Here is a 17,465-nt window from a genome sequence, read left to right as displayed (position 1 = left end):
TTCTCCTGAGGACTCGAAAACACACATGGCACTCACGTACTCCGCAGGTTCCCTGGTGAAGGCCCGCGGCCGCGAATGGGTGGTGCTCCCCGAGAGCAAGCCCGACCTGCTCGTCCTGCGCCCGCTCGGAGGCTCGGACGACGACATCGCCGCCGTGTTCCCGGCGTTCGAGACGGTCGAGGAGGCCCGGTTCGCCGCGCCGGAGCCGAGCGACCTCGGCGACCAGCGGGCGGCCGGCCTGCTCCGCACCGCCCTGCGCGTCGGCTTCCGCTCGGGCGCGGGCCCGTTCCGCTCGCTGGCCGGCATCGCCGTGGAACCGCGCGCGTACCAGCTCGTCCCGCTCCTGATGGCGCTGCGTCAGAAGACGGTCCGTATGCTGGTTTCCGACGACGTCGGCATCGGCAAGACCGTCGAGGCGGGCCTGATCGCGAGCGAACTCCTCGCGCAGGGCGAGGCGTCGGGCCTGGCCGTGCTGTGCTCGCCCGCGCTGGCGGAACAGTGGCAGCAGGAGCTGCGCGGCAAGTTCAGCATCGACGCGGAGCTGGTGCTGTCGTCGACGGTGACGCGCCTGGAGCGGCGCCTGGACCTCGGCCAGTCCCTCTTCGACCGCTACCCGAACGTCATCGTCTCCACGGACTTCATCAAGTCCACCCGCCACCGCGACGACTTCGTACGGCACTGTCCCGACCTGGTGATCGTCGACGAGGCCCACACATGCGTGGCGGCCGACGACACCAAGACCGGCACGCAGAACCAGCTGCGCTACGAGCTGCTGCGACGGGTCGCCGAGGACGCGGAACGGCACCTGCTGCTGGTGACGGCGACACCGCACAGCGGCAAGGAGTCCGCGTTCCGGAACCTGCTGGGCCTGGTCAAGCCCGACCTGGCGCACGTGAACCTGGAGTCGGAGACAGGCCGGAAGCTGCTGGCGCAGCACTTCGTGGCCCGCAAGCGCGCGGACGTACGCCAGTACCTCACCAAGGAGGACGGACTGGCCGACGACTCCCTCGCGGAGCGCACCGCGTTCCCCTCGGACCGCTACTTCAAGGACGAGACGTACAAGCTGTCCCCGGAGTACCGGGCCCTGCTGGACGACGCGATCGCCTACGCGAGCGAGCGGGTGGAGGAGGCGGACGGCCGAGGCCGCAGGGAGGCCCGAATAGCGTGGTGGTCGGCGATCGCGCTGCTGCGCTCGCTGGTGTCGTCCCCGCGGGCGGCGGCTCAGACGCTCCGCACGAGGTCCGCGGCCGCGGTCGCGTCCTCGGCGGAGGAGGCCGACAAGCTCGGCGCCCCGCTGAACAGCGACGCGGCCGACAGCGACTCGATGGAGGGCATGGACGTAGCGCCGGGTGCCGAGATCGAGGCCGACGACCCGCGCTCGCGCCTCGCCGAACTCGCCGAACGGGCGGAGGAGTTGGAGGGACCGGCGCAGGACCTCAAGCTGAAGGCCCTGATCAAGCACCTCAAGGGCCTGCTCGCCGACGGCTACAACCCGATCGTCTTCTGCCGCTACATCCCCACGGCCAAGTACCTGGCCGAGCAGCTGGCGAACGACCCGGAGACGAAGAAGCGCGGCCCGCTGGGCGCGAAGACGGTCGTCAAGGCGGTCACGGGCGAGCTCTCGCCGCAGCAGCGCATCGACAACATCGAGGCGCTGGCGACGGAGGCCGGCGAGGACGCCGCCGCGCGCCGGGTGCTGATCGCCACGGACTGCCTGTCGGAGGGCGTGAACCTCCAGCACTACTTCGACGCGGTGGTCCACTACGACCTGGCGTGGAACCCCACCCGCCACGACCAGCGCGAGGGCCGCGTCGACCGCTACGGCCAGCGCCGCGACGAGGTCCGCGTCATCACCCTGTACGGCGAGGACAACGGCATCGACGGCAAGGTCCTCGAAGTCCTCATCAAGAAGCACCGCCAGATCAAAAAGGACCTGGGCATCTCGGTGTCCGTCCCGGACGAGCTGTCGACAGGCGTGACGGACGCGATCGTGGAGTGGCTGCTGATGCGCGGCCGCGAGAACGAGGACGCCTTGTTCGGCGCGGACGCGTTCAAGGTGAGCACGGCGAAGCTGGACAGCGACTGGAACTCGGCGGCGGAGCGGGAGAAGGCGTCGCGTTCGCGGTTCGCGCAGCGCTCGATCCACCCGGAGGAGGTGGCCAGGGAGGTCGCCGCGATCCGGGACGCGCTGGGCGGTACGGGCGAGGTCAGGACGTTCGTACGGGAGGCGCTGGGCTCGCTGGGCGCGGTGCTGCGGGGAACCGACCAGTTGGAGGACTTCACAGCCCAGGTGGGCGGTACGCCGGCGGGGCTGCGGGACGCGCTGGCGACGGCCGTGGGTGCGGAGGTGATCGAGCAGGACCGCCCGATCCCGTTCCGGACGGACCCGGCGGTGGCGCGGGGCGAGGCCGCTCTGGTGCGGACGGACCCGGTGGTGGGCGCGCTCGCGTCGCACGTCCTGAACGCGGCGCTGGACACCCAGGCGGACGGCGCACGCCCGGCACGCCGCTGCGGTGTGGTGACGACGGACGCGGTGACGACGCGTACGACCCTGCTGCTGGTCCGCTACCGCTTCCACCTGACCCTGCCGTCGCGGAGCGGCGAGAAGCAGCTGGTGGCGGAGGACGCGCGGCTGCTGGCCTTCGAGGGCTCCCCGAAGAGCGCGGTGTGGCTGTCGCAGGAGCGTGCGGCGGCGCTGCTGGACGCGACGGCGTCCGACAACACGGACCCGCACTTCGGTGAGCGCATGATGAAGCGCATCCTCGACCAACTCCCGGAAGCGAACGGCTACCTGGAGACGTACGGCGAGGAACTGGCCGCCGAGCTGGACGCCTCGCACCGCCGGGTGCGGCAGGCATCCGGCGAGATCGTCCGGGGCCTGTCGGTGACGGCGCAGAAGCCGGCCGACGTCCTGGGCGCGTATCTGTACCTGCCCGCCAACCCCTCTGCTTCCTCTCCTGCCCCTGCTGCTGTCTCTGGAGCGTCCGCCTGATGTCCGCCACGACCCGCAACCAGGTGTTCACCGCCGTCCACACGGTCGGAGGTTTGCTGCCGGCCGACATGCTGCTGCGCATCTCCGAGGGCAAGGACGTCCCGGGCTCGAAGCCCGCCGACTACGGCCTGCCGTCGTCGCGTTCGGTACGGGACGAGGCGGAGCGCAGCTGGGAGTATCTGAAGCCGCTCTGGCGCGAGCTGCGCAAGCACCTCCCCGAGGACCGGGAGACGGGCCTGCCCGCGACCGACCCGACCGGCCGTGCGGGCGCCGACTGGCTGGCGCCGCTGTGGCGGGAGCTGGGCTTCGGCCGCCTGACGCCGATCGGCACGGACGGCGTTACGGCGGACTCGGACACGGAGAAGCGGTTCGAGGTCTCGCACCGCTGGCAGCACGCGCTCATCCACCAGGTGTCCTGGAACGCCAACTTGGACAAGCGACCGGGCGGCGCGGGCACGGTCCCGCCGCAGTCGATGCTCCAGGAGTGTCTGAACCGGACAGAGGCCCACCTGTGGGGCATCCTGACCAACGGCCGCCAGGTCCGCCTGCTCCGGGACTCCAGCGCCCTGGCCACGGCGTCGTACGTCGAGTTCGACCTGGAGGCGATCTTCGACGGCGAGCTGTTCAGCGAGTTCGTACTGCTGTACCGCCTGCTGCACGTGTCCCGCTTCGAGGTCGCGGAGGACGCGGCGCCGTCGACGTGCTGGCTGGAGAAGTGGCGCACGGAGGCGATCGCCCAGGGCACGCGGGCGCTGGACCAGTTGAGGAAGGGTGTGCAGCGGGCGATTACGACGCTGGGCACGGGGTTCTTGAAGCACCCGGAGAACCGAGAGTTGAGGGAGAGCCTGGAGGTCAAGACCTTCCACTACGCGCTGCTGCGCATGGTCTACCGGCTCCTGTTCCTGTTCGTGGCTGAGGACCGCGAGGTCCTGCTGTCCCCGTCGGCCGACGAGACGGCGAAGGAGCGGTACGCGGCCTACTTCTCCTCGGCCCGCCTGCGCCGGCACGCCCAGCGCCGCCGGGGCACGGCCCACGGCGACCTGTACCAGGCGCTGCGCTTCGTCCTGTCGGGCCTGGGCAACGACGACGGCCTTCCGGAGTTGGGCCTGCCGGGTCTGGGCGGCATCTTCGACGACACGGAGGCGGACAAGGTCCTGCACGGCCTGTCCCTGTCGAACGAGCCGCTGCTGGAGGCGGTCCGGGCGCTGTCGATCGTCCGGGACACGAGCAGCAAGCGGAACCGGGTGGTCGACTACCGCCACCTGGACGCGGAGGAGCTGGGCTCCATCTACGAGTCCCTGCTGGAGCTGGTCCCCAAGCACAACGCGACCGAGCGCACCTTCGAGCTGGTCGAGCTGGCGGGCAACGCGAGGAAGACGACGGGTTCCTACTACACCCCGTCCTCGCTGATCGAGTGCCTGTTGGACTCGGCGCTGGATCCGGTGATCGACGATGCGGTGAAGCGGGGTGAGATCCGGGCGACGCACTCGGGCCAGCCGGACCCGGGCCCGGTCATCGTCGAGGAACTACTGAACCTGACGGTCTGCGACCCAGCTTGCGGGTCCGGCCACTTCCTAGTGGCTGCGGCTCGGCGGATTGCGAAGCGGGTGGCCGCGGTACGGGAGCAGAACCCGGAGCCGACGATCGACGCGGTGCGGCACGCGCTGCACGAGGTGGTGGCCCGGTGCATCTACGGGGTCGACCTCAACCCGATGGCGGTCGAACTGGCCAAGGTGTCGCTGTGGCTGGAGGCACTGGAACCGGGGAAGCCGCTGGGCTTCCTGGACGCTCACGTCAAGCACGGGAACGCGTTGATCGGGGCTACGCCGGCGCTACTGGCCAAGGGCATCCCGGACGACGCGTTCAAGCCGATCGAGGGCGACGACAAGAGGATCGCGTCGGCCATCAAGAAGCGGAACGCTGCGGAGCGCGGAGGCCAGTTGAGCTTCCACACGGAGGAACGCATCTGGGTGTCGAACGCGGCCTTCGCGGCGAGCCTGCGCGACATCACTGAGGCGCCGACCAACACCTTGCGCGACGTCCGACTCCAGTCCAGCCGGTTCCGTGACCTGGAGCAGTCGGCGGACTATCTCCGAGCGCTGCACATCGGCGACGCCTGGTGCGCTGCTTTCGTCTGGCCCAAGGTCCAGGGCGCGCCGACGCCGGTGACGGAAGCAGTATTCCATGACCTCCAAAGCGCGGGCGCGGGCATCCCGGTGAGCACAAACGACGAGATTATCCGGCTCGCGCAGCAGTACAAGTTCTTCCACTGGCATCTGGAGTTTCCGGAGGTGTTCGCAGTCTCCGAGGCTGCGGACAGTGACGTTGATTCGACTACGGGGTGGCTTGGAGGCTTCTCCTGCCTATTGGGGAACCCTCCTTGGGAGCGCATCAAACTTCTGGAGCAGGAGTTTTTCGCTCAGCGAAATACCGCGATTGCAACGGCAGAAAATGCCGCCGCACGCCGAAAACTGATTTCCCAGCTGGCCAGCACCCAGCCGGAGTTGGCACTCGAATTCAGCGAGGCCAAGCGGCAGGGCGATGGCGAGGCGCACTTTATCCGAGATTCCGGAAAGTTTGAGTTGACCGGAATCGGCACAGTAAACACGTATGCAGCATTCTCTGAAAGTAGTCGCCGCCTCACCGACCCACGTGGCCGTATGGGCGTCATCGTACCTACGGGCATCGCGACGGATGCGACGACGCAGTACTTCTTCAAGGACCTGGTACACAACGGTTCGATCGCGGCGCTGTACGACTTCGAGAACCGCAGCAACCTGTTTCCTGCTGTTGACTCCCGGATGAAGTTCAGCATTCTGTCGCTGACCGGCCGCGGCATGCGTGAACCGGCCGCACGATTCGCCTTCTTCCTCCACGATCCGTCCGATCTGGACGATTCAGGCAAGACCTTCACGCTCACTCCGGAGGAGATCACCCTCCTTAACCCCAACACGGGCACCTGCCCCGTCTTCCGATCCCGCCGTGACGCCGAGATCTGCATTTCTATCTATCAGAGAATCCCGGTCCTGAACAAGCTAAACGACCCACATGGAAACCCCTGGCGAGTATCTCTCGGTCGAATGTTCCACATGTCCCAGGATTCACACCTATTCCAAACGGCCAACTCCCTAGAATCCAGCGGATGGTCCATTCACGGAAACCGATTCGAGAATGAGGGATATAAGATGCTGCCACTTTATGAGGGGCGAATGGGACACCAATACAATCATCGCTTCGCCCACTCGACAGACGGCCGCGAGGCCACTGAAATTGATTTGCTGAAGGCGGATTTCGTAGTCCAGCCACAATACTGGGTTACCGAAACAGAAACTCGCAGCCGCCAAGAGCGGCGGCACCATGAATGCAAAGTCGGACTACTTGGGCAGCGACGTATCGCTCGAAACAACGACGAGCGTACATCCATCGCTGCTATCATTCCGTGGGGCGCCGCTTCATACGGATGGACTCTTTCCACCGGACCCTCCACCATTCAGATTTCCTTGTTGGTGGCCGTATACAACTCCTTCCCTTATGACTATGCACTACGAAACAGTTTTAGCCAGCCGAGTATTCCGCAAAGCACATTCGAGCAGATCCCCGTCCCCCCATCAAAGGCTCTTGAACGACACCGTGAGTTCATCATTCCGCGCGTCATGGAACTGACTTACGTCGCCTATGATATGGCCCCGTTTGCGCACGATCTAGGTGATACAGGAACTCCTTTCCATTGGGATAAGCGGCGCCGGGCAATTATTCGGGCCGAACTCGACTCCCTCTTCTTCCACATCTACGGAATTTCACGCGCCGACGTCGACTACATCCTCGACACCTTCCCCATCGTCCGCCGCAAGGACGAGGCCAACTATGGCACCTACCGCACCAAGGAACTGATCCTCGCCGAGTACGACCGCATGGCCACAGCTGGCGTCAGCCTCGGAAACCCCTTGGTGGACGGCGAGAATTACACCTCCACTCTCACCCCGCCCCCGGGCCACGGCCCCCGGCACCCCGCCTGATCGCCCGGCGATCGCCGCGCGCACCCCCGATCACCCTCAACTGCGACAAGCCACTTCAGGAGCGGGCAATGGCCAACGAGATTCAGCTGATCAGTGACGGCGACGGACTGGCGGTCATCGGGAATGCGACGGATGTCGAACGCTTCCTCCTCTCGGAGGGACTGCCGTCGAAGGACCTCGGTGTGCAACGCCTCAAGTCCGTCTTCGGTACCGGGGCCGCAGCCGCTCAGGCAGGTTCGGAGATTGCCGCCAACTCCGGTCGGTGGGTGATGCTGACCAAGGAGTCCGCGGAGCGTGTCAAGAAGTTCGGGCTTACGGAGACCAAGAGGCCAGGCATCAGCCATGCGATGGTGGGGAAACCTGGCTCGATCAAGAACTGGCTCCAGGTCGAGAAGGGGGCCGGCTCGTTCCTGGCCAACCCGGCGCGTCTGGCTGGTGCCGCAGGGATCATGGCACAGCTCGCGATGCAGCAGACCATGGACGAGATCACCGACTATCTCGCGAGGATCGACGAGAAGGTCGACGACGTGCTCCGCGCTCAGAAGGACGCTGCGGTGGCCCGCATGATCGGGGTGGACCTCATCATCGAGGAGGCCATGACCATCCGGGAGCAGGTGGGCCGGGTCTCCGAGGTCACGTGGTCGAAGGTGCAGGCCGCGCCGACGGCGATCGCAGACACCCAGGCGTATGCGTTGCGTCAACTCGATGCACTCGCGGAGAAGATGGAGGGCAAGACCAAGATCGGTGACCTCGCCACGACGGCCAAGGAAGTCGAGTCCAAGGCTCGGGAGTGGCTCGCTGTACTGGCTCGTTGCTTCCAATTGCAGGACGCGTTCGCGTTGCTCGAACTCGATCGAGTGCTGGACGCGGCTCCGGACGAGCTGGACCGGCATCGCCTCGGGCTTCGGGTTGCCCGAGAGAAGCGGCTGGATGTCATCTCGCGGAGCACCGAGCGTCTGGTGGCCCGGATGAATGCGGCTGCTGACGCGGCCAACGCGAAGGTGCTGCTGCACCCGACCAAGTCCCCGGCCGTAGTCCAGTCGAGCAACCATGTCGCAACCGGCGTCCATGACTTCCACGGGCGGCTCGGGATTGAGTCTGGTCGCCGGTCATCAGAGGCGAGGCGATGGGTGCACGCGGCCGCGGAGGTGAGGGACAAGGCGCTCGAGACAGGAGCAAAAGGCGTCGATGCCGCCAGAAGCCTCGGCAGCGAGACGCTCGACCGGGCCACCTCGGTCAAGGGCAGGCTCTCCAGTGAGATCGCCGAGCGGGCGCGCCGTCGGCGTGGGGGTGAGGAGGAACGCGCCGAGGAAGGCTGAGTGAACGCCGACCGTCAGCCACGTGGACAGCCCCAAGTACACCGTCAACTGCGAAGAGCCGGTCTACGCGTCACGGTGGCACGCGCCTGCGGGCCTGCCACCGTGACGCTTCGTCTTCAGGCCTCCGCCACAAGGTTCAGGAAGCGCGACCAGCCGTCCCGGCCCACAGCAAAGGGGGTGCGCATCACATCCTTGGAGTCCCGCACGTGAACAGCCTGCTCGGTGACGGCCACCTCCACGCAGTCGTCGCCCGAACTGCCGCTGTAGCTGGACTTGAACCAGGCGAGTTCCGTCGTGCTCATAGATCTCCTCGCATCCGCTCCAGCAGGCCTTGTGAGTCTTTGGGGTGCAGGGCCTGCGAGCGCAGTGTGTCATAGCGTTGACAGAGAACGCTCACCTCTTTCGGGCCGGAGATCAAACGGCCGCTTTCCTGCCCCTCCGAGTACGCGAGCCGCCTTCCCTCCGGGGTCTCCAACAGCCGTAGCGGGCCGTCCATGCATGAGTGGTACTCGGCCTCCAGCGGCACAATTTGCAGAGTCACGTTTCGAGCGGCCGTCTGCTCCAGTACGTGGTCCAACTGATGGCGCAGTACCTCGACGCCGCCCAGCCTCCGCCTGAACACAGACTCCTCAACGATGAAGCTGAAGGGAACAGTCGGCCGCTCACGCAGCATTCTCTGCCGCTCCAACCGAGCTGATACCTGTGCCTCCAGCTGCTCGTCCGTAAGCAGCGGAATGCGGTTCTCGAACAGCGCCCGCGCATACCCCTCTGACTGCAACAACCCAGGCACCAACCGGCACTCATACGTGCACAGACTCACCGCCCTCCGCTCCAGCCGAGCCCACTGCCGGAACCACGCAGCCAGCCCCGCCTCCCCCCGAGTCAGAAACCGCGCCGAATGCCGCAACGCCCCGGTGTTGCCCAGGGCCTCCTCCGCCCGCTCCACGAACGACGCGTCCGGCATCCGCCGCCCCAACTCCACCGACTCCACAGTGTGCTTGGAGAAGCGGACCATCTCCCCGAACTCCAAACCCGGCTCAGCCCCGCATGCTCGCGCAGCGCCTGTACCACCGCCCCGAACGTCCGCAGACTGTCCGACGGATCCGGTTCCCGCTCGCACTCTCCGCCCAGCCCCACCGGTTCGACGTGGTCGGTCGTCATTCGAGGCCCACCTCCAGGTGCACGCGTGCCAGTTCCCCCTGATCGAGAACACCCAGAGTGGCCAAGCCAATTCGTACTGTCCACCGAACGTGTCCGTACTCTGACTCAACGTACGGGCCACGCTCCTGGCGCACGCCGCCCACGCGGGTCACGGTGGCCCCATGAACGTGAGCTCGCCGCACTCCCCCGCCACCGTCAACTGTCGTCCACCCGTCGCGGCGCACGACTCGCCCGTCTGCTCGCTGTCGCGGAGTTCCAGACCTGGCAGGTGCCGCCGTCCGTGGCCGAGCGCGCGGAGCAGATCGTGGCCGAACTGGCCGCCAACGCGGCACTGCACGGCCGCACCCAAGGCTGCGACCGTCCGCCGACGTCGTCCTCCGCATCGCCGTCACCGATGCCCGAGGTGATCAATTGCCCACCCCGTCGACGGATGTCGAGACACCACCGGACGCCGAAACGGGCCGTGGGCTCCTGCTCGTCACCGTCCTGGCCGACCGATGGGGCACCGAGCCGTATCCGCCCAGTGGGAAGACCGTGTGGGCCGAACTCGGCCTCGGTCCATGCGAGCCGAGGCCGATCCGTTAGGAGTTGAGAGTCACCGGCTCACCAGCCGGGAGAGCGGTCCCGTTCTCCCCTGGCCCTACAGCCCCTCGTTCCCCGGATCGGGTTCATCGTCCGGAACCGTCTGCCCAGCCCCCAACGCAACGGCGGCCGGGCCCTGGTCTGTGTGGGTGTGCACGTCCAGAAGGGCCACGAGGCGCTGTCGCATGCGCTCCCGGCGTACGTCGTAGAACTCCAGGAACCCCGTCACGTCCTCTGGCAGGTCGATGGCGTCGAACTCCCGCAGCCAGCTTTCCCGCTCGGCGTCCGACCGGAAGTGCTTCCGAAGCCAGTCGGCCGGCAGAGAGGCCTGCTTGGAGGTGTTCTCGCCTCCTCTGAGGAGTTGCAGGTTGGCTGCCCTGTCCGCGCGGTCCTCGATCAGCGGGAGCGCGTCCTCGGGTACACCGGTCTTGCGCAGCTTGGCCCGTGACCGCAGGAGACTGCGCGGGAAGATGTGGTCCTCGTGGAAGTGGTCACGGGTGTCGACCCCGGGGTACAGCATCGCCAGCATCGGGAACAGCCGCTTCGATCCGTACTTGAGGTCCAGGAGATCGTCGATCTCGGCCGGCTCGAAGCGCAGCGACTTGCCCTGTCGGGCCATCTCACGTTCGATGGCCTCGGTCGGCCAGCCGTGGCCGCCCTCCTTCTCCAGAGTCGTGCGCAGGCCGGTGAGCAGCCGGTCGAGACCGCTGCCCCACACGCCGGACTTCATGAGCGAGCGCTGGAGCCAGCGGCGGATCGCCGCGCGATCGTCTCGGGAAGCGTCCGAAGTGCGGTAGTTCTCACCCAGGTTGCGGTGATGGAGGTGGTAAGCCAGCGGGATCAGCACACTGTTGGCCGTGAGCGTGACACCGGAGAACCCGAAGTCGGCCAGCAATGCCACGCCGAGACGCAGGGCGCCCTCGATGTCGGACCAGTGCTTCTCCAGGTTGGTCATGGTCTCGCGGTCGAAGTTGTCGACCTTGAAGCGGATGTCCCCCTTGCCGAGCAGCACCAGACCCGTCTTGAGGATGAGGTCCTTGCTGAAGGCGAATCCCTGGCCGACTGCGTTCAGCTCGTCGACGAGCCGGTGGATGGTCTCCCTGGCGTCACGCTCACCCCACTGCGCGGTGGCGACCGACAGCAGCAGATCGGAGTAGGAGAGAACCGCCCCGCCCGAGTTGACCCGGATGAAGATGTTGAGGACCTTGTCCAGCTCCTGCGCTTCTTCCAAGAAGAAGTTCACGGTCGGGGTGACGTGGACAACTTCCTGGAGACGGCTCAGCACGTCGCCGGCCGTGTCGTTGTCTACGATCCCACGGTGCTGAAGCGTGCGGACGGCGTCCCGGACGGTGCGCACTTCGCGCACGTCCTGGACGCGGTACCAGTGAGCGTCTCCGCTCTCGGTCCCCGCCGTGGCCTCCTCCGGCGCGAGGAACCGGAAGTCGTACTCGACTCCCAGGTCGTCGTCCTGCCCTCGATTCAGGAGATCCACGTACAGGAACTTCTTCGGGTAGGCGAGGGGGTTGTTCGCCCACATGCGCGGGAGCTTGGCGGTGAACGACCCGTACAGGCCGATGTTCAGGGCCGTCAGCCGCTGTTGGCCGTCCAGGATCGCCGTGACCGCCCGGCTGCCGAGGGGGCCCGTCGGCGCGCAGTGGGCGTTGTCGCGCTCGTGGTAGTCGCGCATGAAGTCGTAGAAGGTGAAGCGGCCGGAGTTGCCCTCCTGGACCTGCCACATGAGGAAGGAGCCGATCGGATAGCCACGCATCAGGCTGTCGAACAGCCGAGTGATCTTGTCGCGTGACCAGACGAACTCCCGCTGGATCGCCGGAAGCACGTACTCACGGCGATGGATTCTCTCCAGCGCGCTCGCGATCGTGATCGGCGTCTGGAATGACATGCGTCCCCCCACCGGACTCAGACTTCGTCCACACCGTATCGCCCCCGGTCGGGGCCCGCAGCGAACGGCGACGATCAGAGCGACGCAGGCTCCCACCGGTAGTCGTCGCGGACCTCGCCGTACGGCCGCAACAACGGCTTCAGCTCGGTGCGCACGAGGTCGGCATCGCGAGGCGGCAGCGTCAGCGACGCCCGTCGCATGCGGGCGCTCCACGTGGCCGGGTCGGGGAAGACCGACAGCCGCGGAACCATGTCGCGCAGGACCAGCCCCTCGCGGAAGCTGGCCAGGCCGGACACCTCCAAGCGGCAGCCCTCGGTGAACGCGCGCTCTCCGAAGACGACCGGCTCGTCCAGGACCCGCACGGGACTGGCAACCAAAGCCCGGCCGACGACACGTCCCAGGTCGCGCGTAGGGTTCCGGAAGCAGGTTCGAGTGGTGTAGAGGAAGACCTCGTCGCCCTCCTCCAGAGCACGGGCCGCCGTGGACCGCCCCGCCGGGAACGCCATCCGCTGCTCGGTCACCACCCAGCTCAGGGCGGCCCGGTCTCCGATGATCAGCAGGTGCGTGGACGGCATGCCGATCACGATAGCCGGGGTCGGGCCGCCGGGCGCGCCTGCGGCTCCACGCCTCCGTATCACGCGCGGTGACCTGGTGATGCTGACCGCAGCCGGGCCCCGGGCCGGGGCTTCGGCCCCGGCAGCCGTCTCACAGACGGGCCCGCCCGGCACAACCGCCGGCGCCTGCCGCCTCACTGTCTGCACCGACCGGTGTCGCGCAGCGCTCACGGTCGTGTGAACGGTGACTGTCGACGGCCGGCGGCAAGCGCACTGAGGCGGTCGCCGATGACGGAGACACCAGGGCGGGGCTCGGTTGCGTAGTACCAGGGCTTGCGTCGGCGCAGCAGCGCCTCGCCGTGCTCGCTCCAGGTGAATCCGGGCTTCCGCAGCAGCTTTCGGAACACGGTGTCGGCTGTCTCCGGGTACGCGGCAGCCAGTCGGCGGATCGGCAGCGGTCCGATCGACTCCTCGCGCAGGTACGTGCGCAGCAGGTCCTGGTGCTGCCTGCGACCCGCGAGCGCCGGGTCCGCGAAGAGGTCTCGCAGCATTCCGTAGTCCGCGTAGAAGTTGAGCCCGTCGACCTGGTCGTAGATGACACCGATGGTGTCCGAGCCCGCCAGTTCCGGCGGCAACTCGAAGAAGGGCAGGTCCAGGCCGGGCAGCCGTCTGCCCTGGGCGCGGTCGGGCCGTCCGGCGACGGCGGCCTCTTGGCGGTGGCGGTAGTAGGCGTTGAGGAGGTCCTCGACTTCGGCAGGCGGAAGGACCAGTTCGTCGCCGCCGCAGAACTCGACGAACGCGGCCCGGTCCTCCCGCATCGTCTGCCATCCCTGCTCGATCTTCTGGGGGTTGCGGAAGACCAGTTCGGGTCGGGTGGTGGCCAGTTGGAGAGCGGCCTGGGCGATCTCGGTCGCGCTGGACTTGGGGTAGCTCGACATCGCCCCGGACACCAGCCACGCCCCGTCGGCCGCGTGGACGGGTACCAGGCAGGTGTGGAGGAAGTCCCCCTTGGACACTCCGCGGAACGCCGCCCGCCCGACGTTCGAGTACGTGCGGTACTCCAGGTCGTCGACCAGGTTCAGCAGAACGATGGCATCCTTTTCCTTGCGCTGGATCTCGAAGATGCCCTCGACCGGGTCACGCCAGCCGAGCAGCATGTCCCGGTCGACCGCGGTCAAGTCCGTCCGTCCGGCGACGAACCGGTCCACCACGGTCGAACCGTCCGGCAGCCGGTACCGCAGGATGAAGTGGTCGACGATCCGGATCGCCTCGCCCTCGTCCAGCTGCCGCTCGGGCCCTGCGGCCTCCAGCAGGAGGGGCGTCAACCACCGGTCGAAGCGGGAACTCTGCCCGAAGGCGACCAGCTGCCCCTTCAACTCGGCACTGCGCTCGATGAGGTCGGTCAGCGACCGTTCGCCGGCTTCCTGATGCGTGCCCTGTTCGGCGTCAGTCATTTTCAGCCCTTTCACACAACCGCTTTCGCGTGCGTGCGAGTGCCCGGCCTCAACCGGCCCAGTGACGGTACGCCTCGATCCACTGCGCGCCCTCGGGCGCCGGGCTGGGCAACGGCAGATCCAGGATTCCGATCGACTGCCGCATGCCGCCGTGAGAGCACAGGACGACGATCCTCCCGTCCAGCGTGAGATCGATGCCGCCCACGGTCACCTCGACGCCGAGAACCACGGTGGTGAAGGGCAGGTCGAGGTGCTCCTCAAGCATGGTGAATAGGCCGGTCAGCTGCTCGTCCTCGTTGTAGGCGTCAACAGTCGCCTCTTCGATCATGGCCGCGAGCTCGGCCTTGTCCAACGCGCTCATGGGGCAACACTAACGACCCACGTCGGCACTCGCCGTTGTCTGAGGAGGGCCCTATCGTTCTTGGTGGATCTTCTGCGCGGTGTGGGGGGAGTGGTGACCATGGCCGACGACGGTCTGGGATACCCGGAGTTCTATCTGCGGCTGCCCAACGGCGGGCCGGTCGCCCAAGGGCGCCCTACGGATGAGGTGGGCGACAACGGCAGCCGCAGCTTCGTCGTGGATGCCGGCCAGCCCGTGCGGCCCGAGGTCGTGCCATCGTTCGCCGGCCGGGCAGCGGCCGCGCACCGGCAGCGTGAGGAGCTGATGCGGGAGGGACGGATCGGGCCGTCCGAGAAGTGGCCCGGTTGGCTGGAGACGACGGAAGCGATCACCTTCGGTTCCCCGTCGAGAGCGGCGGCGGTGCTGACGGGGCGCAACCCGAACGGCTGGGTCGACTGGAAAGCCGAGGACGGCCGGCCCCTCGCCGACTTCATGCCGGGGACCTGGCCCGGCCCGAACCGCCCGTGGCTGGTGCGTGGTTCGAACGTCAGCGGGCTGGACCTCGTCCAGCGGCTGTGGCTGTCCGAAGGGCGGGTCACCCTCGCCGCGTCGCGGCTGCGGCAGGGTGTCGGGCAGGGCATCAGCAAGGACCAGCTGCGCGCACTGGTCCAGGAGGACTACGAGTCCACGGCCACCTACAGCCAGAAGCAACAGCTGGTGGAAGAGTTCCACGCGTTCCTGTCGCGCATGAAGCCCGGCGACACGGTCTGCACCATCTCCGATGGGAGCCTGTACGTCGGGGAGATCACCGGTGAAGTGGAACAGACGGAGTCCGAGGACCGGCGGTCCAACCTGCGCCGGCCCGTGGAGTGGCAGCCCGAAGGCCATCCGTATGACGAACTGCCCGAGGAACTGCAGCAGAGGCTGTCCGTCCAGCACGACGTCGTCGACCTGTCGTCCGTCCAGGCCCTCGTCGAGGGTCTGGGCCTGAGCGATCAGGAGCTGGCCGAGGAAGCCGAGGCCATAGAACGGGATCCCAGCATCGAACTCGCCGCACTCACCGCCCGCCGCGAGCTCGAACTGCCCGAGCCGACGGACGAGCTGGCCGCCGAACTCCTCGTACATGACGTGGAATGGCTGCGCGAGGTTCGAGATCTGCTGTGGGACGAGCGGCAGCTTGTGCTGTACGGGCCGCCCGGCACCGGAAAGACGTACCTCGGGCTGAAGCTAGCGGAGTTCCTGGGTGGGGGCCCGGAGCAGGTCAAGCTCGTGCAGTTCCATCCCTCCTACGCGTACGAGGACTTCTTCGAGGGCTTCCGGCCACAGGAGGACCCGGAGACGCGGGAGGTCGCCTTCCGGCTCACTGCCGGGCCGCTGCGCGAACTCGCCGACCTCGCCTCCCGCGAGGGCAACCGGCACATCCCGCACTTCCTGATCATCGACGAGATCAACCGCGCCAACCTGGCGAAGGTCTTCGGCGAGTTGTACTTCCTGCTGGAGTACCGCAACAAGTCGGTTCGGCTGACGTACTCCGGCGATGACTTCGCGCTGCCGCCCAACCTCTTCGTGATCGGCACCATGAACACCGCCGACCGGTCGATCGCCCTCGTCGACGCGGCGATGCGCCGCCGCTTCGCCTTCGTCGAGCTGTCCCCGCGCACCGAGCCGACGAGCGGGCTGCTGCGCCGCTGGCTCACGCGCGAAGGCCGCGATGCCGAGCCGGCTGATCTGCTCGACGCACTCAACTCCCGTATCGACGACGCCGACTTCCGCATCGGGCCCTCGTATCTGATGAAGAGGGGTGTCTATCGGGAGGGTGGTCTCGAGCGGACGTGGCGGACCAAGATCCTGCCGCTGCTCGAGGAGTACCACTACGGGGAGGGCGTGGACGTCGAGAAGCGGTACGGGCTCGCCGCCTTGCGGGAGTCGTTGGGGTGACCCAGGTCGTCGAACTCGTCGAGCACGCACCGGCCATGGGCGTCGCCCTGCCGGACACTGTCGGACGCGCGCTGGCGGCCGGGGACATCGTCGACGCGGCTCCTGATCCGTACGTCTCGGGGCACTGGTCACTGCGGGCCGGCAGCAAGGTCGGCGCCGTGGCGGTCGCGGTGCCAGGGAATGACCAGCCGATCACCGTACGCGTCACCCCCAAGGTCCCCGTCGCCCGCCTGTTCTTCCTCCTCGGGTACAGCCTCGACCCGAAGGGCGGCTGGCGAGAGGGGGAGGTCGACGTCGCCGAACACCACGATCTGCTTCCCGCACTCGCCCATGCCGTGGAGCGGCAGATCGACCGCGCCCTGCGGCAAGGGCTCCTCCAGGGATATCTGGTGACCGAGGCGACGTCCCTGGTCGTCCGGGGTCGCATCCGGGAAGCCGAGCAGATACGGCGGCGGTTCGGAGCGACGCTGCCGGTGGAGGTGACGTACGACGAGTTCACCACCGACATCGCGGAGAACCGCCTGCTGCGCGCCGCCGTCGAGCGCCTTCTGCGGCTGCCCGGCGTACCCCACGATGTGCGTCGCGGGCTGCTCCACCAGCGTGCCCGCCTGGCCGATGTCACGGTGATCGTGCGCGGTCGGCCGCTGCCTGCCTGGCAACCGAACCGACTCAACTCGCGCTACCAGCACGCCCTGCATCTCGCCCGTACCGTCCTGGAGAACGCCTCCGTCGAGCACGCGCCCGGCGGACTGCGCGTCGACGCGTTCCTGTTCGACATGAACAAGCTCTTCGAGGACTTCGTGACCGTGGCACTGCGTGAGGCATGCCGTAGCCTCGGGCACTCGGCGCGGCTCCAGGATCCGCATCACCTCGACGAGGCGGCCGCGATCCGCATGAAGCCCGATTTCGTGCTGTACGGGCCGAACGGCGCCCCGTGCGCCGTGGTGGACGCCAAGTACAAGGCCGAGAAGCGGGACGGTTTTCCAGACGCCGACCTCTACCAGATGCTCGCGTACTGCACCGCCCTGGGCCTGCGCGAAGGCCACCTGGTGTACGCCAAGGGCAACGCGCCGCACGCGGCCCACAGGGTGCGGCACGCGGGCGTCGTCATCCACCAGCACGCCCTCGACCTCGACCAGGAACCCTCCGGGCTGCTCTCGGATGTGAAGAAGGTGGCCGCCAGTCTGGTGAGCACCCCGCGCGTATGAT

Annotated in this window: 10 protein-coding genes and 2 pseudogenes; 6 read left to right on the top strand and 6 right to left on the bottom strand. The window is 67.4% G+C overall.

The genetic code is table 11. The features are described from left to right. Positions 1-25 precede the first annotated feature (25 nt). From H4N64_RS03310 to H4N64_RS03300, 3 genes are all read left to right on the top strand, one after another. Complete coding sequence (locus H4N64_RS03310; protein ID WP_186280541.1) at positions 26-2,992, top strand: DEAD/DEAH box helicase; 2,967 nt, start codon at positions 26-28, stop codon at positions 2,990-2,992. After that, positions 2,992-7,008 (top strand): Eco57I restriction-modification methylase domain-containing protein, encoded by a 4,017-nt coding sequence (locus H4N64_RS03305; protein ID WP_186280540.1) that lies wholly within the window; start codon positions 2,992-2,994, stop codon positions 7,006-7,008. The genes H4N64_RS03310 and H4N64_RS03305 overlap by 1 nt, the downstream gene beginning before the upstream one ends. Positions 7,009-7,076: 68 nt before the next feature. After that, entirely contained in the window at positions 7,077-8,327 is a 1,251-nt protein-coding gene (locus H4N64_RS03300) for a hypothetical protein (RefSeq protein ID WP_186280539.1), read from the top strand. 116 nt (positions 8,328-8,443) lie between these two features. On the opposite strand, the gene H4N64_RS03295 is transcribed toward H4N64_RS03300, so the two are convergent. Beyond that, positions 8,444-8,629, bottom strand: a complete 186-nt coding sequence (locus H4N64_RS03295; RefSeq protein ID WP_186280538.1) for a DUF397 domain-containing protein — start codon at positions 8,627-8,629, stop codon at positions 8,444-8,446. Continuing rightward, positions 8,626-9,488, bottom strand: a pseudogene (locus H4N64_RS03290) (helix-turn-helix domain-containing protein). Before H4N64_RS03290 ends, H4N64_RS03295 begins: the two are co-directional and overlap by 4 nt. 199 nt (positions 9,489-9,687) lie before the next feature. Between H4N64_RS03290 and H4N64_RS03285 the strand changes: the two are divergent. Continuing rightward, positions 9,688-10,073, top strand: a pseudogene (locus H4N64_RS03285) (ATP-binding protein). A 55-nt stretch (positions 10,074-10,128) separates the two neighbouring features. On the opposite strand, the gene H4N64_RS03280 reads toward H4N64_RS03285, so the two are convergent. The 4 genes from H4N64_RS03280 to H4N64_RS03265 form a co-directional block, all read right to left on the bottom strand. Continuing rightward, positions 10,129-11,970 carry a DUF262 domain-containing protein gene (locus tag H4N64_RS03280; protein WP_186280537.1) on the bottom strand — a complete coding sequence of 614 codons (1,842 nt, stop codon included), beginning with the start codon at positions 11,968-11,970 and terminating at the stop codon, positions 10,129-10,131. Positions 11,971-12,044: 74 nt separating this feature from the next. Further along, positions 12,045-12,545, bottom strand: coding sequence for a hypothetical protein (locus H4N64_RS03275; RefSeq protein WP_186280536.1), 501 nt, complete (start codon positions 12,543-12,545; stop codon positions 12,045-12,047). 206 nt (positions 12,546-12,751) lie between these two features. Then, complete coding sequence (locus H4N64_RS03270) at positions 12,752-13,978, bottom strand: hypothetical protein (RefSeq protein ID WP_186280535.1); 1,227 nt, start codon at positions 13,976-13,978, stop codon at positions 12,752-12,754. A gap of 49 nt (positions 13,979-14,027) precedes the next feature. Beyond that, positions 14,028-14,339, bottom strand: coding sequence for a calcium-binding protein (locus H4N64_RS03265; protein WP_186280534.1), 312 nt, complete (start codon positions 14,337-14,339; stop codon positions 14,028-14,030). A 99-nt stretch (positions 14,340-14,438) separates the two neighbouring features. On the opposite strand from H4N64_RS03265, the gene H4N64_RS03260 reads away from it, so the two are divergent. Beyond that, positions 14,439-16,256 carry a DUF4357 domain-containing protein gene (locus H4N64_RS03260; protein ID WP_186280533.1) on the top strand — a complete coding sequence of 606 codons (1,818 nt, stop codon included), beginning with the start codon at positions 14,439-14,441 and terminating at the stop codon, positions 16,254-16,256. After that, on the top strand, positions 16,253-17,464 hold the full coding sequence (locus H4N64_RS03255) for a 5-methylcytosine restriction system specificity protein McrC (RefSeq protein WP_186280532.1): 1,212 nt from the start codon (positions 16,253-16,255) through the stop codon (positions 17,462-17,464). The genes H4N64_RS03260 and H4N64_RS03255 overlap by 4 nt, the downstream gene beginning before the upstream one ends. Position 17,465: the final 1 nt, after the last annotated feature.

It is taken from the genome of Streptomyces cupreus (genome assembly GCF_014257025.1).
Classification (GTDB): Bacteria; Actinomycetota; Actinomycetes; order Streptomycetales; family Streptomycetaceae; genus Streptomyces; species Streptomyces cupreus.
The sequence above is the reverse complement of the archived record's forward strand: the minus strand, read 5'-3'. Positions and strand labels throughout refer to the sequence as shown.